The sequence below is a fragment of the Chelatococcus caeni genome (assembly GCF_014196925.1).
Taxonomy (GTDB): Bacteria; Pseudomonadota; Alphaproteobacteria; order Rhizobiales; family Beijerinckiaceae; genus Chelatococcus_A; species Chelatococcus_A caeni.
The window spans coordinates 169,646-193,180 of record NZ_JACIEN010000003.1 but is presented as its reverse complement, the minus strand read 5'-3'; the positions used below and the strand labels follow the sequence as shown (position 1 = coordinate 193,180).

Here is a 23,535-nt window from a genome sequence, read left to right as displayed (position 1 = left end):
TCAGACCTTCTCGACCTCAGGCCGTCCGAGAATGCCGGACGGCATGAAGACGAGGACGATGGCGAGCAGCGAGAAGGCCGCGACATCCTTGTATTCGATGGAGAAATAGGCCGACCACAGGGTCTCCACCAGGCCGATGATGAGGCCGCCGAGCACGGCGCCCGGCAGCGAGCCGATGCCGCCGAGGACGGCCGCGGTGAAGGCCTTCACCCCCGGCACGAAGCCGTCGGCGAAGCTCACGACGCCATAATAGAGGAGGTACATGGTGCCGGCGACGGCCGCGAGCGCGGCGCCCATCACGAAAGTGAGCGAGATCGTCCGGTCGACGTTGATGCCGATGAGGGCGGCCATGCGCCGGTCCTGCTCGCAGGCGCGCTGGGCGCGCCCGAGCGACGTCTTCTGCACCACGTACCAGAAGACGGCGAGGAGGATCGCGGTCGTGACCATGATGATGATCTGCTTGTAGGACAGCGCCACGGCATAGCCGTCACGCTCGAAGAGCACGATCACGTCACGCACCATGGGCGGGATCGGCTTGTTGCGCGCGCCCTGCGAGACCTGGACGAAGTTGGACAGGAAGATCGACACGCCGATGGCCGAGATCAGCGGCGCGAGGCGGAAGGAGCCGCGCAGCGGCCTGTAGGCCATGCGCTCCAGCGTCCAGCCCCACAGGGACGTCAGCAGCATGGCACCGATCATGACGATGATCAGCGCAATCATGATCGAGCCGATGCCGAGCCAGGCCGTAACGAAGAGGAAGAGCATGAGCGCGATGAACGCGCTGAGCATGAAGACGTCGCCGTGGGCGAAATTGATCATGCCGATGATGCCGAAAACCATCGTGTAGCCGATGGCAATGAGGCCATAGATCGACCCCAGCGTCAGCCCGTTGATGAGCTGCTGTACGAAAACTTCCATAATCTACCGTTCCCCTGATGGGCGGGCCCTTATTGTTTTTGTCGTCCGCAGCGTGTCGGCGAAAACACGGCGCGGAAAGAGTCCACCGGAACAACACTGTGCTTAGCAACGGGGATCGGTCAAGACAATTGCCGAGGCCGGGGCGACCGGCAAAAAAGCAACGGATGCACCGTCGGCGCCCGGGCATGCGACCAAAAATTGCGCGCCGCGGGCTTCGCTCCGCCGCAGTCGGCGTGGCTTCGATGCCGGCCGCCCAGCGCCCGGGCGGATCGTCCCGGTGCCGGTGCCTGCGAACTCCAATGATGATTCGATGAGGCTGGCCGGTATTGTATATTATCGATATAGTATAAAATATTTATTGCTTCCCGGTTAATAAATATATTGTACGCAAGAAATCTATTGTGGCGGTGGTGTTGCCTGCTTCTTCTCCCTGCGAGGGGGCGGCGCCAACGTAGGTTTCTGACGATGAGTTCTGTGGACAATGATATAGGTGCATCCTGCGGTGCCGAGGCCCAGTCGCTTGCCGAGCAGGCCTATCGTGCCATCGAGGACATGGTCGTGCGGCTCGATCTGCCTCCAGGCTCCCGCCTGACCGAGAACGACCTGTCGCAGCGCGTCGGCTTCGGCCGCACGCCGGTGCGAGAGGCGCTGCAGCGGCTGCATTACGACGGGCTCGTGCGTGTCTTTCCCCGCAAGGGCATTGCCGTGTCCGAGATCAATCCGCTCGACGTGCTCGTGGCGCTCGATGTCTGTGTCGGCATCGAGCGGCTGGTGGCCGTGAGTGCCGCCCGCCGCGTCGCCGGGGGCGCGTGGGCGGTGACGGAGCGGCTGGCCGGCGTGCAGGCCGGGGCGGCCAGCGCCGCCGGCGGACCGGCCGTGGCGGAGCAGTTGGCGGCCGCGATGGCGGAGGCGGCCGGGACGGGCGACATCGTCGGATTCGTCGAGGCGGACAAGGCGATCGACAGGATGCTCGCGGAGCTGTCGGGAAATCCCTATGCCGCTCGGGCGCTGATGCCGCTGCAGGCGATGGCGCGGCGGGCATGGCTGTTCTTCCGGCGCGCGTCCGACCTCCTGCCCGCGGCGCAGCGGCACGAGGACCTGCTGCGTGCCGTCTGCGCGGCCGAGGTCGCCGCCGCCGATGCGGCTGCGGAGGCTCTCATCGCCCACGTGCGCGAGAGCATCAAGGAGGCCGTCAGCCGCCTCTAGCGTGGCCCGTCCCGGTCTCCGCCCCTGCTTCCGGTTGCTTCGCAGATCACGCCGGGCCATATGAAAAGGCCGCAGGAGGCCTTGATGCACCGGGTTTTCATCGACGACGCATTCGGCGATACGCATGACGACCATGCCGCGACGCCGACCGAGCAGGCGTTTCGCGAGGCCATGAGCCGCGTGCCCGGCGCCGTGCACGTCGTCACGACGGCCGGTCCCGCCGGGCGCATGGGCTTCACGGCAACATCCGTGGCGCCGGTGTCCGATGCGCCGCCGACGGTGCTGGTGTGCCTCAACCGGGCCAGCCAGGTCCTGCCGGTCCTCGAGGCCAACGGGGTCTTCTGCGTCAATACGCTGGCCGGCGGCGAGGGGCCGCTCGCCGATGTCTTCGCCGGCCGCACCGGCCTGTTCGGCGCCGAGCGCTTCCGGTCCGGCGGCTGGACGAGGCTGGAAACGGGCGCGCCGGCCCTCGTCACCGCGAGGGCGGCCATGGATTGCCGCCTGACCGAGACGATCGATGCCGCGACCCATCGCATCCTCATCGGCGAGGTGCGGGCGCTCGCCATCGGCGCCGAGGGGGACAGCCTCGTCTACAAGGGGCGTCGCTACCACGCCCTGTGACGGCCTCAGCCGCGCAGAAAGTCGCCCGCCAGCCTGCTGAACTCGGCCTCCGCCTCGACATTGGAGATATGCGCCGCATCGAGGGCCACCAGCGACGAGCCGGCGATGGCCTCGTGGATCTGGCGGCCGGCGGCGGGCGGCGTGGCCGGATCATGCGCGCCGACGACGACCAGCACGGGGTTTTCCGCCGCGCGGATCGTCCAGCGCTGGTCCATGTCGCGGATGGCGGCGCAGCACCCGGCATAGCCGTGGGCGGGCGTCGTCAGGATCATCTCGCGCATGGCGGCGGTCGTTTCCGGGGCTCGCCCGCGGAAGCCGGCCGTGAACCAGCGCTCGACGGTCGCATCCGCGAGGGCGGCCATGCCGCCGTGCCGCGCGGTGCGGATGCGGCCGTTCCAAAGGTCAGGCGGCCCCATGTGCGCGGCCGTATTGGCGAGGACGACCCGCCCGAGCCGCTCCGGCGCGTGGGTCATGAGCCACATGCCGACCATGCCGCCTTTCGAGACGCCGCACCAATGGGCCTTGGCGATGCCGAAATGGTCGAGAATCGCCAGGGCATCGCGGCCGAGCTCTTCGATGGAATAGGGCCTGTCCGGCGCGACCGAGGCGCCGTGCCCGCGCGAATCATAGCGCAGGATGCGGAAGTGCGATTGCCAGGCGCGGACCTGCGCGTCCCACATCGACATGTTGGACGACAGCGAGTTGGACAGCATGAGAACCGGGGCGTTTTCCGGTCCGTCCATGCGCACGTTGAACGGCTCGCCGGCGATGTCGATGATCGTCATGTATCCCGCTCCTCCTCCTTGGATCCCCTGCATCTCGCGCAGGTTGCGCCACCGGCGCAAGGGGGCAGAGGGGACAACGGCGGCCCGTCATGCTTCTGAGGGGCTGGCCGCGCGTGCGTTCTTGCGTAGATTGGAGGGCATCGAACCGGCCCGCTCGCACCAGGCGGCGATGACGACGAGGGAGGCAACCCATGGCCATGACGATGACGGGCGAGAACATCCTGCCGGCGGACCGGGCCACGGTCTGGGAGAAGCTCAACGATCCGGAGGTGCTCAAGGCCTGCATCCCGGGCTGCGAGGAGCTGGAGCGGACGGAGGACAACGGCTTCCGCGCGGTGGCGAAGGTGAAGGTCGGGCCGGTGAAGGCGACCTTCAAGGGCAAGGTCGTGCTCTCGGACATCGACGCGCCGAACGGCTATACCATCACCGGCGAAGGCGAGGGGGGCGTCGCCGGCTTCGCCAAGGGCGGGGCCAAGGTGCAGCTCGCCGACGTGCCGGAGGGCACGAAGCTGACCTATGACGTCGAGGCGCAGATCGGCGGCAAGCTCGCCCAGCTCGGTGGCCGGCTGATCAACGGCGTCGCCAAGAAATACGCCGACGAGTTCTTCGCCAATTTCGCCAAGGTGGTGGGAGCGGAGGAGGCGGCCTGACAGGCCGTGCGAGCGACGCGCGGCGGGAGGCGAGCTCCGCCCGCCGCATCCAGCGACATCTCACGATTTCCTGCGGCACCGCGACGTGATCCCGCCCCGGGCCGTCGCCATCCGGGCGCATCGGGACCGGCAAACCCATCGGAACTGTGAATTGACCGTCTGCCTGCTGGCACCGCGAAACCGGATGCCGGACAAGGGCGGATTATTTTTTAAGTCATTCATTCATTCGAGGGTTTTCAGATGGGCCGAGTCTCATCGTTTCGCCCGCCCGTCGCCGGCAAGACACGGGCGGAGGATTTCGACCAGCAGCGGCGCGCCGTCGGGACGAGCGCGCAATGGGTGGCCGAGCACGGGCGACCCCAGCGGCACGGCAGGCCGCCGCTGCCCGGTTCGCCCGGCGCGCCGGGCCTGGCTCTTGTCGCCGCGATCCTGCTGGCCGTCGAGTACGGGGCCAATGCGGAGCAGGTTCTCCGCACGCGGGGCGAGCGGATGCCCCATGGCGGTCCCCGGCCGAACCTGCAGCCGCAGCGGGATGGCCGCGGCAGCGGGGCGACACAGGCGGCCAGGAACGCCACCGCCCTTTCGCCGGCGCCGGCACGACCTGCGGGCGTGCCTCCATCCGGTCCTGCCCCTGCCGGCGGCGGGCCGCCGCACCCCGTCGTTCCCGGTCTGCGGCCGAGCCCGGCATCCCGCCATCCGAGGGCTGCCGGGCCGGCGCGCACGGCCGCGACGGCCTCGGTGAAATGCAAGGACGGCCACAGCAAGCAGATCCACGACGCCATACAGGCTCCGCCCAGCCGACGCGGCGTCGGCGAGGAGGTGATCCGGCGGGAGGGGCACGACCCGCACGAGGAGGTGAGCGTCACCGACCATATGCCGCTCGGCGTCGGCGGCGCGAGCATCCCCGCCAAGATGAGCCGGATCGATGTCTACCTCGACGACCAGATATCGGTGTTTCCGTTCTTCCATCGGGACGTGCCCGACGAGATCAAGAAGCTTCCGGATCTGAACAAGCTCTTCGATCAGCGGTTTTCCGAGTACGTCGGCGAGGTCGCGGCCTCCTTCTCCGAGGCGGTGTCCGACAAGCTGTCGCAGATGGGCATCGCAGCAGGCGACGACGCGTCCATCCTCACCGTGCACGGCCGGGTGATGGCCAGCAAGGGCGGGCATTTCGAGATGCTCTATCCCCAGGGCCAGCAGGGCTATCTTCTGAAGATCACCCAAGGCGGCGAGCCGCGTTATTTCGCGCTGTCGAACAAGCTGTGCGGCCTCGTCGCCCCGGTTCCCGCGGATGAGGCCGGCCGTAACGCCTGGCTCGCTCAACATGCCGATCTGTTCTTCGAGGCAGGTGTGCAGAACACGATGCTGCCGGCCGCTTCGTATTCCGCACGCCCTCACAAGGAGGGGCTCGATGCCAACAGTGCCGTGCAGGAAAGCGCCCTCGACATCGTCTCACATGCCATCCTGCCCCTGAAGGACGAGGCGTTCGGCGAGACCGATCTCGAAGCCGCCATTCATCTGGCACGCAGCGCCATCCTGCCCTACTACGAAGCGGGCCGGGAGCTGAGCGACGGCGAGATCAAGGAGGCGCTGAAGTCCGCCGGGCTCGAGACCCTGGTCCTCGCCGGAGGGCGCGTCATCAAGGGGGGAGCGCAAACCCTCACCAAGGGCGTGCGAAAGGCCTTCGGCAAGGGCAAGTCGGCGCTGAAAGGGGCCGCCGACGCCGTCGGGGATGCTCTTGGCAGGCGGGCGGGACCGGGCGGCCGCAGCGGGAAGGCGTCGGGCCTGTCGACCGGCCTGGGGTCGGTCCGGTCGGGCCGGTTGAAGCACGCCTCGAGCGAAGTCGTCAGGACCTTCCGTGCCGGGGCGCAGGAGCTGCGCTCGCCGTCCGTCACGAAGGACCTGAAGGAGATCGGGGCTCTGGTGAAGGGCGACCGGCAGATCCAGAAATTCCTGTCCTGCCCGAAGGAGGGCTGCGAAGCGGCGCTCGAACCCGTCATCGCCGCGCTGAAGGGAGCAGGCTACGAAACGCGCGTCCGCGGCATGTATCTGTGGAGCAACGCGAATATCGACGCCCCCAAGAACCACTTCCTTGTCCTCGCGAAGAAGGACGGCGTCGAATACGCGGTCGACGTGACCGCGGGGCAGTTCAGCGAGTTCGGCTTCTCGGGCGCCCTCATCGACACGGAGGAGGCCTGGGCGCGGACGCTCCATGACGCAGCCAGGCGCACGCTGATCAAGTACAGGGATTTCAACACGCCGCAGGCCGCCCGGTCGGCCTTCCACCCGCTCAAGGCCGTCGGGCCGACCGATGCGTTCGAGGGGTCGATCATCCTGTCCAGCCCGCGCTGGTACGGTGTCGCCAAGAAGACCGTGGAGATCTACAAGGTCATCGACAGGAAGAGCGGCATCTACAGGAAGGCGAGGGTGACGCGATACCACGTCACGCGGCAGCGCAAGGGCTGACGCTTGGGTCGCTCCCTGCGCGGGTACCGAAGGGCGCGACGCGGCACCGCCGCGTCCGCCGACGTACTTCGCACCAGACGCCGCTATCGCGAAAATTTTGCGGCGCAAAGCGCGAAAAACGACGATCCGCCGGTTCTCATTCAGCGCTTGACCCCCGATTCCGGCCGGTTCAGACTGGATTTCGACCAGTTCCAGGGTAGGGGTCTCGATCCTGGTATCCCGTGTCCGATGTCGCCGTAAGCGACCATCGCAACGAGCCGCACGCCCGTGCGCGCCTAAGGGGAGGGTTCCGAATGACCACCGTGACGATGACGGTGAACGGCAAGACCGTGAGCGCGGACGTCGAGCCGCGCACGCTGCTCGTACAGTTCCTGCGCGAAAACCTGAAGCTCACCGGCACGCATGTGGGCTGCGACACCAGCCAGTGCGGCGCCTGCGTCGTCCATCTCGACGGCGTCGCGGTCAAGAGCTGCACCACGCTCGCGGTCAGCTGCGAGGGCGCATCGGTCACGACGATCGAGGGCCTCGCCGCCGGCGGCAAGCTGCACCCCATGCAGGAGGCCTTCCGCGACAACCACGGCCTGCAGTGCGGCTTCTGCACGCCGGGCATGATCATGGCCGCCATCGACATCGTGAACAGGTGCGGGCACGACCTTGCCGAGCACACCATCCGCGAGGAGCTCGAGGGCAACATCTGCCGCTGCACCGGCTATCACAACATCGTCAAGGCCGTCGCCGCCGGCGCGGCGGCGATGGGAACGACATCGCTGCAGCAGGCCGCCGAATAGCGTGCCCAACGGCCCGGCGGAGCGAGGCTCCGTCCGCGGCCGGACCAACGGATCGCGCGTCGAGCCGGCCGTCCGAGAGCCTGTGCCGCGCGCTGCAGTTTCTGGGAGGAAACGATGTCCGTGACGCATATTGGCGCTGCCGTGCGCCGCAAGGAAGACCAGCGTTTCATCACCGGCCGCGGCCAATATACCGACGACCTGTCGCGCCCGGGCCAGACCTACGCCTATTTCCTGCGCTCTCCCCACGCCCACGCGAAGATCCGCTCGATCGACACCGCGAAAGCGGCGGCGATGCCGGGCGTCGTCGCCGTGCTGACGGGCGAGGATCTCGCCAAGGACAACGTCGGCGGGCTGATCTGCGGCTGGATGATCCATTCCAAGGACGGCACGCCGATGAAGGCGGGGCCGCATCCGGCGCTGGCGCAGGGCAAGGTGCGCTATGTCGGCGACCATGTGGCCGTCGTGATCGCCGAGAGCCTCGCCGAGGCGAAGGATGCGGCCGAGGCCGTCGAGGTCGACTACGAGGTGCTCCCCGCCGTCGTCGATCCCGCGGCGGCGCAGAAGGCGATGAAGGGCGCCGAGCCGGTGCACGAGGTGGCGCCGGACAACACGGTCTTCGCCTGGCATCTCGGCGACAAGGCCGCCACCGATGCGGCCTTCAAGGGGGCCAGGCACGTCACGACGATCGACCTCGTCAACAACCGGCTCGTCCCCAACGCGCTCGAGCCGCGGGCGGCGATCGGCGACTACGATCCGGGCACGGACGGCTATACGCTCTACACCACGAGCCAGAACCCGCATGTGGCGCGGCTCGTGCTCTCGGCCTTCGTCGGCATCGCGCCCGAGCACAAGCTGCGCGTCATCGCGCCGGATGTCGGCGGCGGCTTCGGCTCCAAGATCTTCATCTATGCCGAGGAGACGGTCTGCATCTGGGCGGCGAAGAAGGTCGGGCGGCCGGTGAAGTGGACGGCCGAGCGCACCGAGGCCTTCCTCGCCGACGCGCATGGACGCGACCACGTCTCCCATGCCGAGCTCGCCACGGACGACAAGGGCAGGATCCTCGGCCTTCGGGTGAAGACCACCGCCAATCTCGGTGCCTATCTCTCCACCTTCGCCTCTTCGGTGCCGACCTATCTCTATGCCCCGCTGCTGTCCGGGCAGTACGACATCCCGGCGATCTACTGCGAGGTGGATGGTGTCTACACCAACACTGCGCCGGTCGATGCCTATCGCGGTGCAGGCCGGCCGGAAGCGACCTTCGTCATCGAGCGCCTCATGGAGGTGGCGGCGCGGGAGCTCGGCATAGACCCGGCGCAGTTCCGCAAGCGCAACTACATCAAGAAGTTCCCGCACCAGACGCCGGTCATCATGAACTATGACGTCGGCGATTATCACGCCTCGCTGCAGAAGGCGCTGGAGCTCGCCGACTACAAGAACTTCGGCAGGCGCAAGCGCGAGAGCGCGCGGCGCGGCAAGCTGCGCGGCATCGGCTTCTCGTCCTACATCGAGGCCTGCGGCATCGCCCCCTCGCAGGCGGTGGGCTCGCTCGGCGCGGGCGTCGGCCTGTGGGAATCGGCCGAGGTGCGCGTCAACCCGACCGGCTCCGTCGAGGTGCTGACCGGCTCGCACAGCCACGGCCAGGGCCACGAGACGACCTTCGCCCAGCTGGTATCGGACAGGCTCGGCATCTCCATCGACCAGGTGACGGTGGTGCACGGCGATACCGACAAGGTGCAGTTCGGCATGGGCACCTATGGCTCGCGCTCCGGCGCGGTGGGCATGTCGGCCATCGTCAAGGCGCTCGACAAGGTCGTCGCCAAGGGCAAGAAGGTGGCCGCCCACGTGCTCGAGGCCGCGGAAGGCGACATCGAGTTCAAGGACGGCAAGTTCTCCGTCGCCGGCACGGACAAGGCGCTCGGCTTCGGCGACGTGGCGCTGCAGGCCTATATCGCCCACAAGTTCTCGGGCCAGGAGCTGGAGCCGGGGCTGAAGGAGGGGGCGTTCTACGACCCGACCAACTTCACCTTCCCGGCGGGCGTGCACATCTGCGAGGTCGAGGTCGACCCGCAGACGGGCATCACGCGCATCGAGCGCTGGACGGCGGTGGACGATTTCGGCGTCGTCATCAACCCGATGATCGTCGAGGGCCAGGTGCACGGCGGCATCGCCCAGGGCGTCGGCCAGGCGCTGCTCGAGGGTGCGCGCTACGACAAGGACGGCCAGCTCGTGACGGCGAGCTTCATGGACTACTGCATGCCGCGCGCTGACGACCTGCCGTCGTTCAACGTGGGCATGACGTCGACGCCGTGCCCGTCGAACCCGCTCGGCATCAAGGGTTGCGGCGAGGCGGGCGCCATCGCCGCCCCGGCCGCCGTCGTCAATGCCATCACGGATGCGGTCGGCCATGAGGACATCGCCATGCCGGCGACGCCGCAGGCCGTCTGGCGCGCCTGCCGCAAGGCGCCGATGCGCATGGCGGCGGAATAGGCCTCAGGATCGGGACAGGCCCCGCCGCCCGGCGGCGGGGATATCGGAACGGGGAGAAACCCATGTACGCCTTCGACTACCACCGGCCGACGAGCCTGAGGCAGGCGGCCAACATGCTGGCGAAGAACGAGGACGCCAAGCTGCTCGCCGGCGGCCACACGCTGCTGCCGACCATGAAGCAGCGGCTCGCTGCGCCTTCGGCCATCATCGATCTCAACGCCGTCGCGGAGCTGTCGGGCATCGAGCTCAAGGGCCGCTCGCTCGTCATCGGCGCCATGACGCGGCACGCGGCCGTCGCCGCCTCGCCCGTGGTGCGGGAGGCGCTGCCGGCGCTCTGCGAGCTCGCCGAGGGCATCGGCGACCCGCATGTGCGCAACCGCGGCACCATCGGCGGCTCCATCGCCAACAACGACCCGGCGGCGGATTACCCGGCGGCGTGCCTTGCGCTCGGGGCGACCATCGTCACCAACAAGCGCAAAATCCCGGCCGAGGAGTTCTTCACGGGGCTGTTCGAGACGGCGCTGGAGGAGGGGGAGATCGTGACGAAGATCTCGTTCCCCCTCGTCGGCAAGGCGGCCTATGAGAAGTTCCCCAACCCCGCCTCGCGCTACGCGCTCGTCGGCGTCTTCGTCGCCAAGCGCGGCAGCGACATCCGCGTCGCGGTGACGGGAGCGGGCGCCGACGGCGTCTTCCGCGTGCCGACGATGGAGGAGGCGCTGAAGAAGCGCTTCTCGCCGAAGTCCCTCGAAGGCGTGACAGTGCCGGCCGACGGGCTCAACAGCGACATCCATGCGGATGCGGAATACCGCGCCCACCTCATCGGCGTCATGGCCCGCCGGGCGGTGGCGAAGGCGACGAACCGGGGGTGACGGCGGGGCAGAGCTGTCGCGCTTTCTGAAAGGACGCGCCCTCCTCTTGTCATGCCCGGCCTTCTCGGCCGTCATGCCCGCGCTCGTCGCGGGCATCCACGCGGTGCCGCCGGGCACCCGGTTGCAGGACGTGGATGGCCGGGACAAGCCCGGCCATGACGAGCGGGGAGGGTCTGCGCCATGCCGGCCATGACAAGCGGGGAGGGGCTGCGCTACGCCGGGCCATGACGGGTGGAGAGGCCGTGCGCCACGCCCGGCGATGACACCGGCACGCCGCTCCCCGGCCGTCATGCCCGCGCTCGTCGCGGGCATCCACGCGGTGCAGCCGGCACCCGGTTGCAGGACGTGGATGGCCGGGACAAGCCCGGCCATGACGGTGGAGAGGTTGTGCGCTACGCCCGGCGATGACGGACGGGGAGGGTCTGCGCCATGCCGGCCATGACAAGCGGGGAGGGTATGCGCTACGCCGGGCCATGACGGGTGGAGAGGCCGTGCGCCACGCCCGGCCATGACACCGGCACGCCGCTCCCCAGCCGTCATGCCCGCGCTCGTCGCGGGCATCCACGCCGCGCCGCGGGCACCCGGTTGCAGGACGTGGATGGCCGGGACAAGCCCGGCCATGACGGGCGGGGAGGTTGTGCGCTACGCGCTGGCCATGACGGGCGGAGAGGCCGTGCGCCATGTCCGGCCATGTCCGGCCACGTCCGGCCATGGCCGCGGGAAGCCGCGTGGGCGATTACGGGCGGCTTCCGGCTTTCTTCTCTCTGCGGCTGTGCGTAACCTGCGCTCCGATCACCCATTCACGAAGGACCGCATGACCCAGCCCCTTCAGCTCCCCACCTCCATCGACGAGACGGTCAAGCTCCTCAAATCGGCCGGCTATGTCAGCGACAGGCCGCTTGCGACGGTGCTGTTCCTGGCGCTGAAGATGGAGCGGCCGCTCTTCCTCGAGGGTGAGGCGGGCGTGGGCAAGACCGAAATCGCCAAGGTGCTCGCGGCCTCGCTCGGCCGCCGGCTGGTGCGGCTGCAGTGCTACGAGGGGCTCGACGTCGCCTCCGCCGTCTACGAATGGAGCTATGCGGCGCAGATGATGGCGATCCGCCTCGCCGAGGCGGCGGGCACCGTCGACCGCGAGCAGCTCGAGCACGACATCTTCTCCGAGCGCTACCTGCTGCGCCGGCCGCTGCTGCAGGCGCTCGAGGGCGACACCGCGGGCCCGCCGGTGCTCCTCATCGACGAGCTCGACCGGGCGGACGAGGCCTTCGAGGCCTTTCTCCTCGAGGTGCTGGCGGATTCCCAGGTCACGGTGCCGGAGCTCGGCACCATCCGGGCGGAGCGCCCGCCCATCGTCGTCATCACCTCCAACCGCACGCGCGAGATCCACGACGCCCTGAAGCGGCGCTGCCTCTACCACTGGGTCGACTATCCGACGGCGGTGCGCGAGCTCGCCATCCTCAAGGCCAAGGTGCCGCAGGCGCCGGCCCGCCTGTCGAAGGAGGTGGTGGCCTTCGTGCAGGCGCTCCGGCGCGAGGAGGTGTTCAAGGTGCCAGGCGTCGCCGAGACGCTCGACTGGGCGACGGCGCTCGTCGAGCTCGACGCCGTGGCGCTCGATCCGGCCATCGTCTCCGACACCCTCGGCGTGCTTCTGAAATACCAGGACGACATCCAGAAGCTGCAGGGCTCGAAGGTCAAGGAGATGCTCGATGCCGTGCACGCCGACCTGAGGGCGGCGGAGTAGCGGGCGCTGCGGCAAGGAAGCGCCGATCACCTTCCCTTGAGTCGAGGGGCGGGCAGCCGGCGGCGGCTCGTGCATCGCAGCACGAGAGCCTATATGGTACCGGGATGCAGGGGATCGATGCCGCCATGGACGGCAAGCTCACCGAGAACATTGCCTATTTCGCCCGGGCACTGCGCGCCGCCGGCCTGCCGGTCGGGCCGGGCAGCGTCGTCGATGCCGTCCATGCCGTGGCCGCCGCCGGCATCGGCGGACGCGAGGACTTCTACTGGATCCTGCATGCCGTCTTCGTGAAGAAGCACGAGCACAGCGCGCTCTTCGACCAGGCCTTCCGCCTCTTCTGGCGCCGGCGGGCCCTCGTCGAGAAGCTCATCGCCATGATGAGCCCCATCGCGCCGGGAAGCTCGGCCGAGGACAAGCCGCCGCCGGGCGCGGCGCGTATCGCCGATGCCATGGCCCCGCCGGTCCGCCCGCCCGAAGAGGTGCGCGAGGAGGTCGAGTTCTCCGCCCGTCTCACCGTCTCCGATCGTGAGGTGCTGCGGGCCAAGGACTTCGCCCAGATGAGCGCGGCCGAGATCGCCCGCGCCCGCCAACTCATCGCCAGGCTGCGCCTGCCGGCCGACCGGGTGAAGACGCGCCGCTATATCGCCGATCCGCACGGCAGTCGCATCGACGCGCGCCGGAGCCTGCGCCGCACCTTGCGGGCCGGCGGCGGCCTCATCGAGCTCGCCATGCGCGAGCGGGCCGAGAAGCACCCGCCGGTGGTGGCGCTGGTCGACATCTCGGGCTCGATGGCCGAGTACAGCCGCATCTTCCTGCATTTCCTGCATGCGCTCACCGAGAGCCGCCGGCGGGTGACGAGCTTCGTCTTCGGCACGCGGCTCACCAACATCACGCGCGAGCTCAAGGCGCGCGACCCGGACGAGGCGCTGGCGCGGGCCGGCGCGCTGGTGCGCGACTGGGAGGGCGGCACGCGCATCGCCACCTCGCTCGCGGCCTTCAACCGGCACTGGTCGCGGCGCGTGCTGGGGCAGGGCGCGGTCGTTCTCCTGTTCACCGACGGGCTGGAACGTGACGTGGCCGACGATCTCCCCTTCGAGATGGACCGGCTGCACCGCTCCTGCCGCCGGCTGGTGTGGCTCAATCCGCTCCTGCGCTTCGACGGGTTCGAGGCGCGGGCGCGCGGCATCAGGGCCATGCTGCCGCATGTGGACGATTTCAGGACGCTGCATAATCTTGCCGCCATGGAAGAGCTCTGCGCGGCGCTCGCCGGGCCGGCGCGCCGGGCGGAGGATCCGCGGCGCTGGCTGGCGGCGGCCTGAGGCCGCCGGAAAGGGACGAACCGATGTTCGCGAACGAGGAAGACATCCTGAAACAGGCGGAGAAGTGGAAGCACGAGGGCCGCGAGGTCGCCATCGCCACGGTGGTCGAGACCTGGGGCTCGGCGCCGCGGCCGGTCGGCAGCCATCTCGTCATCGACGGGGAGGGCAATTTCCTCGGCTCCGTCTCCGGCGGCTGCGTCGAGGGCGCGGTGGTGACCGAGGCGCTCGAGGTCATCGACGAGGGCAGCCCGCGCATGCTGGAATTCGGCGTCGCCGACGAGACGGCCTGGAAAGTGGGCCTGTCCTGCGGCGGGCGCATCAGGGTGTATCTCGAACCGCTCGATTGACGGGCTGGCAGCAGGGGAAGGGAACATGCCGCCGATCGAAACACTCATCGCCTTTGCCGCAGCGACCGCGGTCTTCGCCTATATGCCGGGGCCGGCGATGCTCTATGCCGCGGCGCAGACCTTCGCGCGCGGCCGGCGCGCCGGCTTCATGGCGGCGCTCGGCATCCATCTCGGCTGCTATGCGCATGTGCTGGCGACGGCCTTCGGCCTGTCGGCGCTGCTCGCGCTCGTGCCCGTCGCCTTCACGGTCATCAAGGTGCTCGGCGCCGCCTATCTCGTCTGGCTCGGCCTCAGGATGATCCTGCAGAAGGCAGACGCCGGGGCGTCGGAGGCGGCGGCACCGAAATCGGCCCGCCGGGCCTTTGCCGAAAGCGTCATGGTGGAGGTGCTCAACCCCAAGGCGGCGCTGTTCTTCCTCGCCTTCCTGCCGCAGTTCGTCGATGCCGGGGCGGGGCTGCCGGTCTGGCAGCAGCTGCTCATCCTCGGCACGATCGTCAATTTCGCCTTCTCCTCGGCGGATATCGCGGTCGTGCTGACGGCCTCGGCGGTGATGCGGCGCCTCGGGCGGGGCGGCTGGGGCGAAAGACTGACGCGGATCGCGGGCGGCTCGCTGCTGGTCGGGCTCGGCGTCAAGCTGGCGACGGACAAGAGTTGAGGGGCTGAAGGGCGGACGGCATGAAGCTCGACATACTGGCGGCGATGAACGCGGAACGCGCCGCGCGGCGCGCCTGCGTGCTGGTGAGCGACCTCGACAGCGGCGAGCAGCGGCTGGTGGTCGAGGCGGCGCTCGGCGAGGATCCGCTGGCGCCGCTCCTCCTCGCGCAGCTGCGCTCGGGCAAGAGCGGCATGGTGGAGAGCGGAGGGCGCCGTCTGTTCCTGACGGTGCAGGCGCCGCCCATTCGCCTCGTCATCACCGGCGCCGTGCACATCAGCCAGGCGATGGTGCCGATGGCGCGCCAGCTCGGGCTCGACGCGGTGATCATCGATCCGCGCACCGCCTTCGCGACGCCGGAACGCTTCCCCAATGTCCGTCTCGTGCCGGAATGGCCTGACGAAGCCCTGCCCCGGATCGGGCTCGACCGCTACACGGCCTTCGTCGCCCTGACGCATGATCCGAAGATCGACGACCCGGCGCTGTCGGCGGCGCTGCGCAGCGACTGCTTCTACATCGGCGCGCTCGGCTCGCGGAAGACGCATGCCCGGCGTGTCGAGCGGCTGACAGAGGCCGGGTTCACCCCCGCCGACATCGGGCGCATCCACGCCCCCATCGGCCTGTCCATCGGCGCTGTCAGCCCGGCGGAGATCGCGCTCGCCATCCTCGCCGAGGTGGTGGCGAGCCTCAGGCAGGGGGACGGGGCATGAGGTTCGGCCCGCTTCCCGTCGCCGAGGCGGTCGGTGCCGTCGCCGCCCACAGCGTGCGTGCCGGCGATGTCGTGATCCGCAAGGGGCATCGCCTGACGCGGGAGGACGCGCAGCGCCTCGCGGCCGCCGGCGTTTCGTCCCTGACGGTCGCGATGATGGAGCCCGGTGACGTCGGCGAGGACGAGGCGGCCCACAGGCTCGCCTGCGTGGTCGCCGGGGAGGGGGTGCGTGTCGAGCATCCCTTCACCGGCCGGTCCAACCTCTTCGCCGAATGGCCGGGCGTCTTCGTCGTCGAGGCCGAGGGGGTCGATGCCATCAATGCGGTCAGCGAGGAGGTGACGCTGGCGACGCTGCCCGCCTTGAAGCCCGTGGTGGCGGGCGAGATGCTGGCGACGGTCAAGATCATTCCCTATGCGATTTCCGGCAACCTCCTGGAGCGGGCCGAGGCCGCCGCGCGCCACATCGCGCCGATCCTCAAGGTGCTGCCCTATCGGCTGACCGCCGTCGGCGTCATCTCCACGCGCCTGCCGGGGCTCAAGGAGAGCGTCATCGACAAGACGCTGCGCGTCCTCGCCGGGCGGCTGGCGCCCACCGGGGCCGTCGTCGCATCGGACGAGCGCGTGGCGCATGACGAGGCGGCGCTGCGCGAGACCGTGACCGCCGTCGCCGAGCGGCCGGACATCGACATGGTCATCGTCTTCGGCGCATCGGCCGTCGCCGACCGGCGCGACGTGGTGCCGGCAGCGATCACCGGCGCCGGCGGGATGGTCGACCATCTCGGCATGCCGGTCGACCCCGGCAACCTGCTGCTCGTCGGCCGGCTTGCCGGCAAGCCCGTCCTCGGCGCACCGGGCTGCGCCCGCTCGCCGAAGGAGAACGGCTTCGACTGGGTGCTGCACCGCCTGCTCGCCGGCCTCTCCGTCACCTCCGCCGACATCATGCGGCTCGGCGTCGGCGGCCTGCTGATGGAGATCGTCTCGCGGCCGCAGCCGCGCGAGGGCGGCGAGCCGCAGCCCGAGGACAACGGCGCATGAGCCCTGTGGCGGCCATCGTGCTCGCGGCCGGCCGCTCCACCCGCATGGGCGCGGCGAACAAGCTGCTGTGCCCGGTCGATGGCGAGCCCATGGTGGCGCATGCCGTCGCCGCCGCGCTCGCCTCGCGCGCCCGTCCGGTCATCGTCGTGACGGGGCACGAGGCCGACGAGGTCGAGGCCGTGCTGCCGCAGGGCGTCACGGTCGTGCGCAACGCGGACCATGCGAGCGGCATCGCCTCTTCGCTGCGCTGCGGCCTCGCGGCGGTGCCGGATGAAGCGGAGGCGGCCGTCGTGCTCCTCGGCGACATGCCGCGCGTCGGCGCCGCCGCCATCGACAGGCTGATCGCCCTCTTCGCGGAGGCGCCGCAGGTCGCCGCCGTGGCGCCGAGCTGGCAGGGGCAGCCGGGCAATCCGGTGCTGCTCGCGCGCCGGCTCTTCGCCGACGTGATGCAGCTCAAGGGCGATGAGGGTGCGCGCCGGCTGTTCGCCGGCCGCAGCGATGTCATGAGTGTGGCGATGGATGATCCCGCCGTCGCCATCGACATCGACACGCCCGAGGCGCTGGCCGGATTGGCGGCCGCCGAAGGCAGGTAACGGGACCTGTCACGCGAGTGTCATCGAAAAGAAGTGCATTGCGGTGCCTTACACCCGAGCGCTTCAATCGAGGACAACATGCGCCGACAGATGTTTCTCACGGCTCTCGCCGCCGCCCTGATGGCCGGCACGAGCGCGGCTGCCCTGGCCGAGCAGAGCTTCAACCGCATCGCCACCTTCCCGGTCGTCGCCAACCTGCCGGCGGATCGCGATGCGCAGAAGGAGACGGTGGCCGAGATCATCGCCGCCTCCGAGGACGGCAACCTGCTCGTCTATACCGACTCGCCGCAGAACGCCGTCGGCTTCGTCGACATCACCGATCCGCGCCAGCCCAAGGCGGCCGGCTTCCTGCCCGTGGGCGGCGAGCCCACCTCGGTGACGGTCATCGGCGGCAAGGCCTTCGTCGCCGTCAACACGTCGAAGTCCTACAAGGAGCCGGACGGTGTCCTCGCCGTCGTCGACATCGCCGCGAAGAGCATTGAGGCGACCTGCGCCCTCGGCGGCCAGCCGGATTCGATCGCGGCGAGCCCGGACAAGGCCTTCCTCGCCATCGCCATCGAGAATGAGCGCGACGAGGAGGAGAACAAGGGCAAGCTGCCCCAACTGCCGGCCGGCAACCTCGCCATTCTCCCGGTGAAGGACGGAGCGGCCGATTGCGCGGGCAAGAAGACCGTCGACCTCACCGGCCTTGCCACGGTGGCGCCGGAAGATCCGGAGCCCGAGTTCGTCGCCGTCAACGGCCGCAACGAAGTGGTCGTCACCCTGCAGGAGAACAACCACATCGCCGTCGTCGATCTCGCCACGGCGAAGGTCGTCGGGCATTTCCCGGCCGGCACCGTGACGCTCGACGCGATCGACGCCAAGCGCGACAAGATCATCGCCGCCACCGGCCGCATCGAGAACGTGAAGCGCGAGCCCGACGCGGTGAAGTGGATCGACGACGAGCGCTTCGTCACCGCCAACGAGGGCGACTACGAAGGCGGCTCGCGCGGCTTCACCATCTTCCGCAAGGACGGCACGGTGGAATACGACAGCGGCAACGCGCTCGAGCATCTCGCCATGCGCATCGGCCACTTCCCCGAGAAGCGCGCCGACAAGAAGGGCGTCGAGCCCGAGGGCATCGAGGTCGCGCGCTACGGCGACGAGACGCTGATCTTCGTCGGCACCGAGCGGTCGTCCTTCGTCGCGGTCTATCGCGACGCCGGGCCTGGGCAGGCGCCGCAGTTCCTGCAGGTGCTGCCGTCGGGCATCGGCCCCGAGGGGCTGCTCGCCATCCCGCAGCGCAACCTCTTCGTCACGGCGAACGAGACCGACCTCGTCGAGGACGGCGGTCCGCGGGCGACGGTCATGATCTACGAGCGTGGCGAGGGGGCGCCGGTCTATCCGATGATCGCCTCCGCCGACGATGCGAAGGGCCTGCCGATCGCCTGGGGCGCGCTGTCGGGCCTCGCGGCGGACGGCGCGCAGCCGGGCAAGCTCTTTGCCGTGACGGACAGCGCCTATGCCGAGGCGCGCATCCTCGAGATCGACGCTGCGAAGAAGCCGGCGGTGATCACGCGCGCCATCACGGTGACGCGCGACGGGGCGCCGGCCAAGGGGCTCGACCTCGAGGGCATCGCCTGGCGTCCGGCCGGCGGCTTCTGGCTCGCGTCCGAGGGCAACCCTGAGAAGAAGGACGCTCCCACGCACAGCAGCCTCGTGCGCGTCGATGCCGAGGGCGCGGTCGTCGAGGAGGTGGCGCTGCCCGAGACGCTCGCCGCGGCCGCCACGCGGTTCGGCTTCGAGGGTGTCGCGGTCGTCGGCGAAGGCGCCGAGGAGACGGTCTATGTCGCCGTGCAGCGCGAGTGGAAGGATGATCCCAAGGGCTTCGTGAAGATCCTCACCTACAAGCCGGCGACGAAGGCGTGGGGCGTCATGCGCTACCCGCTCGATGCCGCGCCGAAGGGCTGGATGGGCCTGTCGGAGCTCACTTATGTCGGCAACGACACTTTCGTAGTCATCGAACGCGACAACCAGTTCGGCGACAAGGCCGTCAAGACGCTGCAGGCCTTCTCCGTCAAGGGGCTGACGCCGGCGGCGGTCGGCGAGAAGGATGCGCCCGTGGTCGAGAAGCGCAAGCTGCGCGATCTCGTGCCGGATCTTGCGTCGGCCAGGGGCTATGTGCTCGACAAGATCGAGAGCTTCGCGGTCGATGCGGCGGGCGACGCCTTCATCATCACCGACAACGACGGCGTGGACGGCGCCTCGGGCGAGACGGTGTTCCTCAACCTCGGCCGCTTCACGGTCAACTGACCAGGCATGCCCGAAACGGAAAAGGCGCGGGACATGTCCCGCGCCTTCCTCGCATGCACGTATAGCAGTCAGGCGGCGCGGCCGTCGACCGAGATGCGGCCGGCGCCGGCCGAGGCGATGGCCAGCAGGCCGCCGGTGATCGCGACGTTCTTCCAGAAGTTGATCATCTGGGCGGGATCGACCCAGAACTGGTGGAAGAGAAGCGCGGAGAGCGCCGTGAAGCCGGCCAGCGCGAGCGCGACGAGACGCGTCTGCCAGCCGATGAGCAGCAGAAGGCCGCCGCCGAGTTCGATGAGGATGACGAGCGGGAGAAGAATCCCCGGCACGCCGGCCGATTCCATGTATCCCGCGGTGCCGGCGTAACCGGTGATCTTGTTGAACCCCGCCGGTATGAAGAGGACTGCCAGCAGCACGCGTGCCAAAAGCAGCCCGAGCGCGTTCAACGATCCCATATGTGGTTCCTTTCTGTTCGTCCGATTCTGTCGGAAAACGCGACGCCGACGGGTGTGACAATAGCTCACCTAGCCGGCGCTGAGCAGGTGGCCGGTGCAAGCCGCGGCTTGCGGCGATGCAAAAGTGAACGCAGGCGTGCGGGCAAAGAAAAGGCGCGGAAGCCGAAGCCCCGCGCCTTCCCGAAGCACGTTTCGCAACTTGGGCGGATGGACTTCCTCAGAAGTCCATGCCGCCACTTCGGCCGATCCAGTCGGCCGAAGCACTTGCCTTAGCTTGGGCGGATGGACTTCCTCAGAAGTCCATGCCGCCCATGCCGCCGCCGCCGGGCATGGCGGGAGCGGCCGCTTCCTTCTTCGGCTTCTCGGCGACCATGGCCTCGGTCGTGATCAGCAGGGCGGCGATGGAGGCCGCGTCCTGCAGTGCCGTGCGCACGACCTTGGCGGGGTCGATGATGCCCTTCTTGAACATGTCGCCGTATTCGCCGCCCTGGGCGTCGAAGCCGAAGGCGTAGTCGTTCTTCTCCAGCACCTTGCCGACGATGAGCGAGCCGTCCTCGCCGGCGTTGACGGCGATCTGGCGGGCAGGGGCCTGGATGGCGCGGCGGACGATCTCGATGCCGGTGCGCTGATCGTCATTGGCCGGCGTCAGACCATCGAGCGCCTTGACCGAGCGCAGCAGCGCCACGCCGCCGCCGGGCAGGACGCCTTCCTCGACCGCAGCCTTGGTGGCGTGCATGGCGTCGTCGACGCGGTCCTTCTTCTCCTTCACTTCGACCTCGGTGGCGCCGCCGACGCGGATGACGGCCACGCCGCCGGCGAGCTTGGCGAGACGCTCCTGCAGCTTCTCACGGTCGTAGTCCGAGGTGGTCTCCTCGATCTGCGCCTTGATCTGCTGCACGCGGGCCTCGATGTCGGCCCTGGAGCCGGCGCCGTCGACGATGGTGGTGTTCTCCTTCTCGATCACCACCTTCTTGGCCCGGCCGAGCATGTTGAGGGTGACGTTCTCGAGCTTGATGCCGAGATCCTCGGAGATGGCGGTGCCGCCCGTCAGGATGGCGATGTCCTGCAGCATGGCCTTGCGGCGGTCGCCGAAGCCCGGCGCCTTCACCGCCGCGACCTTGAGGCCGCCGCGCAGCTTGTTGACGACGAGCGTGGCGAGCGCCTCGCCCTCGACGTCCTCGGCGACGATCAAGAGCGGCTTGGTGGACTGGACGACGGCTTCGAGGACCGGGAGCAGCTCGTTGAGCGAGGAGAGCTTCTTCTCGTGGATGAGGATGTAGGGATCCTCCAGCTCCGCGCGCATCTTCTCGGCGTTGGTCACGAAATAGGGCGAGAGATAGCCGCGGTCGAACTGCATGCCCTCGACGACGTCGAGCTCGGTGGCGAGGCTCTTGGCCTCCTCGACCGTGATGACGCCCTCGTTGCCGACCTTCTGCATCGCCTCGGCGAGGAAGCGGCCGATCTCCGTGTCGCCGTTCGCCGAGATGGTGCCGACCTGGGCGATCTCGTCGTTGCTCGAGATCTTGCGGGCGTTCTTCCTGAGGTCGGCGACGATAGCCTCCACGGCCATGTCGATGCCGCGCTTGAGGTCCATCGGGTTCATGCCGGCGGCGACCGACTTGGCGCCTTCCTTCACGATCGCCTGGGCGAGGACGGTGGCCGTCGTGGTGCCGTCGCCGGCGATGTCGCTCGTCTTCGAGGCAACCTCGCGCACCATCTGCGCGCCCATGTTCTCGAACTTGTCCTCGAGCTCGATTTCCTTGGCGACCGTCACGCCGTCCTTCGTAATGCGCGGCGCGCCGAACGACTTCTCGATCACGACGTTGCGGCCCTTCGGGCCGAGCGTCACCTTCACCGCATTGGCGAGAATGTCCACGCCGCGCAGCATCTTCTCGCGCGCGTCAGCCGAAAATTTTACGTCCTTGGCAGCCATAATCGTCACTCCCTGATAGACATGACTTCAGGCATCAGATGGGTTCTTGCCGGAAGGGCCCCGTTCAGGCGGCCTTCCTGCTCTGCGCGGTGCTCTCGATCACGCCCATGATGTCGCTCTCCTTCATGATGAGGAGATCCTGGCCGTCGATCTTTACCTCGGTGCCCGACCATTTGCCGAACAGCACGCGATCGCCGACCTTGACGTCCGGGGCGACGATCTTGCCGTTGTCGTCGCGCGCGCCGGGACCGACGGCTACGACCTCCCCCTCCTGCGGCTTTTCCTTGGCCGTGTCGGGAATGATGATGCCGCCCTTGGTTTTCTCCTCGCTGTCGAGGCGACGAACGACCACGCGGTCGTGCAGCGGACGGAACTTCATCGCGAACCTCCTGAAATGGCTGATTCATTTATCGATGTCGCCCGACGGCCCCGGATGGCAGCCGCCCGGCGCATCGGCGAGATAGGTGCGTGGATGCGGGCCCGCAAGGGCCCGGGCGCAAAATTTTGGCAATCTCCTCATGAGAGTGCCAATACATCGGCGCCAGGCTGTCAGCAGTCCGTCATGATTGCTGCTAACGCATTGGAACTAAACGTATAATTCACGAATTATGCTTTAAAGTGGATGCTGCCATCGTCCACCATTCAGGTCCTTTGCGACGAAGGAGGAGCCATGGTTTCGAGCGACTTCGTGAAGCAGGTGGCCGGTTATGGCCTGACCACCGCGACCATCCTTTACCGCATGCCCGATCACCCGCGCCTGCTGCAGACCTACATCTGGCAGGAATACGACATGGCGCCGCGCTTTCCGGAGCTGCACCGGTTCCTGGAGTTCTGGCAGAAGAAGCTGGAGGGGCCGCTCCATTCGGTGACCGTCGCCCACAGCCGACTCATCAAGCCGGCCGAGCTGAAGCTCGTGGACGGTATGGTGAGCCTGCACTGAGGAGGAGGGCGGCTGCGCGGACCGCATGCCTGCGGGCCGCGCCCCCTTCTCGGGCCCCCTTGGCCGGGGGGCGGCAGTGAGATAGGAATGCGGCCTCACAAACTGAGGCCCGGTCCTACCTCGTGTCGACGCTGCCCCGTACCTCCGCCGTCCTCAATGCACTCACGGTCGGCGAGGGCGAATACCTGACCGTCGACGAGATCCTGCAGACATTGCGCCAGCAGGCCTTCGCGCTGCTCGTCGTGGTGCTCGGCCTGCCGAACTGCCTGCCGATGCCGCCGCCGATCCCGCTCATCTGCGGCTTCGTACTCGCCTTCGTGGCGCTGCAGATGGCACTCGGCCGGCAGGCGCCGTGGCTGCCGCGCCGGCTGCTGCGCAAGTCCGTCGCGCGGGCCGACGTTTCTCGAGCGGTCGAGCGGGCCATGCCCGTCCTGCGCCGGCTGGAGCGCATGTCGCGGCCGCGCCTGCAGTTCTTCGCCACGCAGCCCGGCATGCGGGCGATGGGGCTCATCCTGCTCGTCGTGGCGCTCGGGCTGCTCGTTTCGGCGCCCTTCATCGGCCAGATACCGCTCGGCCTCGCGGCCTGCCTCATCGGGCTCGGTCTCGTCGAGCGCGACGGCCTCGTCATCATTCTCGGCATGACCGCAGGCGTCTTCGGCATCGGCCTCAGCCTCGGCTTCATCGTCGCGATCGTCAGCGGCATCGCCGCACTCGTCGGCTACGCCTGACGTCCGG

22 protein-coding genes are annotated in these 23,535 nt (G+C 68.6%); 17 read left to right on the top strand and 5 right to left on the bottom strand.

The window, feature by feature from the left end; translation table 11 throughout:
* Positions 1-918 (bottom strand): ABC transporter permease subunit, encoded by a 918-nt coding sequence (locus GGR16_RS13845; RefSeq protein ID WP_019401708.1) that lies wholly within the window; start codon positions 916-918, stop codon positions 1-3.
* Positions 919-1,392: 474 nt separating this feature from the next.
* Here GGR16_RS13845 and GGR16_RS13840 point away from each other — a divergent pair, with 474 nt between their 5' ends.
* Entirely contained in the window at positions 1,393-2,124 is a 732-nt protein-coding gene (locus tag GGR16_RS13840) for a GntR family transcriptional regulator (protein ID WP_183316981.1), read from the top strand.
* 84 nt (positions 2,125-2,208) lie between these two features.
* Positions 2,209-2,745, top strand: a complete 537-nt coding sequence (locus GGR16_RS13835) for a flavin reductase (protein ID WP_019401710.1) — start codon at positions 2,209-2,211, stop codon at positions 2,743-2,745.
* Positions 2,746-2,750: 5 nt separating this feature from the next.
* Here GGR16_RS13835 and pcaD read toward each other — a convergent pair whose 3' ends face one another.
* Positions 2,751-3,530 (bottom strand): 3-oxoadipate enol-lactonase, encoded by a 780-nt coding sequence (pcaD, locus tag GGR16_RS13830; protein WP_183316980.1) that lies wholly within the window; start codon positions 3,528-3,530, stop codon positions 2,751-2,753.
* A gap of 191 nt (positions 3,531-3,721) precedes the next feature.
* Here pcaD and GGR16_RS13825 point away from each other — a divergent pair, with 191 nt between their 5' ends.
* The 13 genes from GGR16_RS13825 (at position 3,722) to GGR16_RS13770 (ending at position 19,475) form a co-directional block, all read left to right on the top strand.
* Positions 3,722-4,180, top strand: coding sequence for an SRPBCC family protein (locus GGR16_RS13825; RefSeq protein WP_055457327.1), 459 nt, complete (start codon positions 3,722-3,724; stop codon positions 4,178-4,180).
* 240 nt (positions 4,181-4,420) lie between these two features.
* Complete coding sequence (locus GGR16_RS13820) at positions 4,421-6,646, top strand: hypothetical protein (RefSeq protein ID WP_183316979.1); 2,226 nt, start codon at positions 4,421-4,423, stop codon at positions 6,644-6,646.
* Between the two features lie 293 nt (positions 6,647-6,939).
* Complete coding sequence (locus tag GGR16_RS13815) at positions 6,940-7,434, top strand: (2Fe-2S)-binding protein (protein ID WP_019401926.1); 495 nt, start codon at positions 6,940-6,942, stop codon at positions 7,432-7,434.
* A gap of 114 nt (positions 7,435-7,548) precedes the next feature.
* Entirely contained in the window at positions 7,549-9,921 is a 2,373-nt protein-coding gene (locus GGR16_RS13810) for a xanthine dehydrogenase family protein molybdopterin-binding subunit (protein WP_183316978.1), read from the top strand.
* 62 nt (positions 9,922-9,983) lie between these two features.
* On the top strand, positions 9,984-10,790 hold the full coding sequence (locus tag GGR16_RS13805) for an FAD binding domain-containing protein (protein WP_183316977.1): 807 nt from the start codon (positions 9,984-9,986) through the stop codon (positions 10,788-10,790).
* Between the two features lie 814 nt (positions 10,791-11,604).
* Positions 11,605-12,528 (top strand): AAA family ATPase, encoded by a 924-nt coding sequence (locus GGR16_RS13800; protein ID WP_053193132.1) that lies wholly within the window; start codon positions 11,605-11,607, stop codon positions 12,526-12,528.
* A 104-nt stretch (positions 12,529-12,632) separates the two neighbouring features.
* Positions 12,633-13,847: a vWA domain-containing protein gene (locus tag GGR16_RS13795; protein WP_246373078.1), complete on the top strand. Its 1,215-nt coding sequence runs from the start codon at positions 12,633-12,635 to the stop codon at positions 13,845-13,847.
* Between the two features lie 23 nt (positions 13,848-13,870).
* A complete protein-coding gene (locus GGR16_RS13790; RefSeq protein ID WP_019400496.1) occupies positions 13,871-14,194 on the top strand; it encodes an XdhC family protein in 324 nt (107 codons plus the stop codon).
* 25 nt (positions 14,195-14,219) lie between these two features.
* Positions 14,220-14,849 (top strand): LysE family translocator, encoded by a 630-nt coding sequence (locus GGR16_RS13785; RefSeq protein WP_055457322.1) that lies wholly within the window; start codon positions 14,220-14,222, stop codon positions 14,847-14,849.
* A 20-nt stretch (positions 14,850-14,869) separates the two neighbouring features.
* Positions 14,870-15,556, top strand: a complete 687-nt coding sequence (locus GGR16_RS13780; protein WP_183316976.1) for an XdhC family protein — start codon at positions 14,870-14,872, stop codon at positions 15,554-15,556.
* Positions 15,553-16,590, top strand: a complete 1,038-nt coding sequence (locus GGR16_RS26255; protein ID WP_246373077.1) for a molybdopterin-binding protein — start codon at positions 15,553-15,555, stop codon at positions 16,588-16,590. Before GGR16_RS13780 ends, GGR16_RS26255 begins: the two co-directional genes overlap by 4 nt.
* Positions 16,587-17,183 (top strand): nucleotidyltransferase family protein, encoded by a 597-nt coding sequence (locus GGR16_RS26250; RefSeq protein ID WP_246373075.1) that lies wholly within the window; start codon positions 16,587-16,589, stop codon positions 17,181-17,183. Before GGR16_RS26255 ends, GGR16_RS26250 begins: the two co-directional genes overlap by 4 nt.
* Positions 17,184-17,261: 78 nt before the next feature.
* Positions 17,262-19,475 carry an esterase-like activity of phytase family protein gene (locus GGR16_RS13770; protein WP_246373073.1) on the top strand — a complete coding sequence of 738 codons (2,214 nt, stop codon included), beginning with the start codon at positions 17,262-17,264 and terminating at the stop codon, positions 19,473-19,475.
* Positions 19,476-19,543: 68 nt separating this feature from the next.
* Here the strand turns inward: GGR16_RS13770 and GGR16_RS13765 are convergent, their stop codons facing one another.
* The 3 genes from GGR16_RS13765 to groES all read right to left on the bottom strand — a co-directional run bounded on the left by GGR16_RS13765 (position 19,544) and on the right by groES (position 22,239).
* Complete coding sequence (locus GGR16_RS13765; protein ID WP_183316975.1) at positions 19,544-19,927, bottom strand: DoxX family protein; 384 nt, start codon at positions 19,925-19,927, stop codon at positions 19,544-19,546.
* 292 nt (positions 19,928-20,219) lie between these two features.
* On the bottom strand, positions 20,220-21,860 hold the full coding sequence (gene groL, locus GGR16_RS13760; protein WP_183316974.1) for a chaperonin GroEL: 1,641 nt from the start codon (positions 21,858-21,860) through the stop codon (positions 20,220-20,222).
* Positions 21,861-21,924: 64 nt separating this feature from the next.
* Entirely contained in the window at positions 21,925-22,239 is a 315-nt protein-coding gene (gene groES / locus GGR16_RS13755) for a co-chaperone GroES (RefSeq protein ID WP_019401251.1), read from the bottom strand.
* 291 nt (positions 22,240-22,530) lie between these two features.
* Between groES and GGR16_RS13750 the strand changes: the two genes are divergently transcribed.
* Both GGR16_RS13750 and GGR16_RS13745 read left to right on the top strand, forming a co-directional pair.
* Positions 22,531-22,800, top strand: coding sequence for an usg protein (locus tag GGR16_RS13750; RefSeq protein WP_019401249.1), 270 nt, complete (start codon positions 22,531-22,533; stop codon positions 22,798-22,800).
* Positions 22,801-22,922: 122 nt separating this feature from the next.
* A complete protein-coding gene (locus GGR16_RS13745) occupies positions 22,923-23,528 on the top strand; it encodes an exopolysaccharide biosynthesis protein (protein ID WP_019401248.1) in 606 nt (201 codons plus the stop codon).
* The last annotated feature ends 7 nt before the right edge of the window (positions 23,529-23,535 follow it).

What these genes read in the sequence shown, in the direction of transcription:
- GGR16_RS13765 (WP_183316975.1), bottom strand. Translation starts at nt 19,927, where the DNA reads ATGGGATCGTTGAACGCGCTCGGGCTGCTTTTGGCACGCGTGCTGCTG.
- GGR16_RS13790 (WP_019400496.1), top strand. Translation starts at nt 13,871, where the DNA reads ATGTTCGCGAACGAGGAAGACATCCTGAAACAGGCGGAGAAGTGGAAG.
- GGR16_RS13770 (WP_246373073.1), top strand. Translation starts at nt 17,262, where the DNA reads ATGCGCCGACAGATGTTTCTCACGGCTCTCGCCGCCGCCCTGATGGCC.
- GGR16_RS13845 (WP_019401708.1), bottom strand. Translation starts at nt 918, where the DNA reads ATGGAAGTTTTCGTACAGCAGCTCATCAACGGGCTGACGCTGGGGTCG.
- GGR16_RS13805 (WP_183316977.1), top strand. Translation starts at nt 9,984, where the DNA reads ATGTACGCCTTCGACTACCACCGGCCGACGAGCCTGAGGCAGGCGGCC.
- GGR16_RS26250 (WP_246373075.1), top strand. Translation starts at nt 16,587, where the DNA reads ATGAGCCCTGTGGCGGCCATCGTGCTCGCGGCCGGCCGCTCCACCCGC.
- GGR16_RS13820 (WP_183316979.1), top strand. Translation starts at nt 4,421, where the DNA reads ATGGGCCGAGTCTCATCGTTTCGCCCGCCCGTCGCCGGCAAGACACGG.
- GGR16_RS13825 (WP_055457327.1), top strand. Translation starts at nt 3,722, where the DNA reads ATGGCCATGACGATGACGGGCGAGAACATCCTGCCGGCGGACCGGGCC.
- GGR16_RS13750 (WP_019401249.1), top strand. Translation starts at nt 22,531, where the DNA reads ATGGTTTCGAGCGACTTCGTGAAGCAGGTGGCCGGTTATGGCCTGACC.
- pcaD (WP_183316980.1), bottom strand. Translation starts at nt 3,530, where the DNA reads ATGACGATCATCGACATCGCCGGCGAGCCGTTCAACGTGCGCATGGAC.
- GGR16_RS13810 (WP_183316978.1), top strand. Translation starts at nt 7,549, where the DNA reads ATGTCCGTGACGCATATTGGCGCTGCCGTGCGCCGCAAGGAAGACCAG.
- groL (WP_183316974.1), bottom strand. Translation starts at nt 21,860, where the DNA reads ATGGCTGCCAAGGACGTAAAATTTTCGGCTGACGCGCGCGAGAAGATG.
- GGR16_RS13800 (WP_053193132.1), top strand. Translation starts at nt 11,605, where the DNA reads ATGACCCAGCCCCTTCAGCTCCCCACCTCCATCGACGAGACGGTCAAG.
- GGR16_RS13815 (WP_019401926.1), top strand. Translation starts at nt 6,940, where the DNA reads ATGACCACCGTGACGATGACGGTGAACGGCAAGACCGTGAGCGCGGAC.
- GGR16_RS26255 (WP_246373077.1), top strand. Translation starts at nt 15,553, where the DNA reads ATGAGGTTCGGCCCGCTTCCCGTCGCCGAGGCGGTCGGTGCCGTCGCC.
- GGR16_RS13835 (WP_019401710.1), top strand. Translation starts at nt 2,209, where the DNA reads ATGCACCGGGTTTTCATCGACGACGCATTCGGCGATACGCATGACGAC.
- GGR16_RS13785 (WP_055457322.1), top strand. Translation starts at nt 14,220, where the DNA reads ATGCCGCCGATCGAAACACTCATCGCCTTTGCCGCAGCGACCGCGGTC.
- GGR16_RS13795 (WP_246373078.1), top strand. Translation starts at nt 12,633, where the DNA reads ATGCAGGGGATCGATGCCGCCATGGACGGCAAGCTCACCGAGAACATT.
- groES (WP_019401251.1), bottom strand. Translation starts at nt 22,239, where the DNA reads ATGAAGTTCCGTCCGCTGCACGACCGCGTGGTCGTTCGTCGCCTCGAC.
- GGR16_RS13780 (WP_183316976.1), top strand. Translation starts at nt 14,870, where the DNA reads ATGAAGCTCGACATACTGGCGGCGATGAACGCGGAACGCGCCGCGCGG.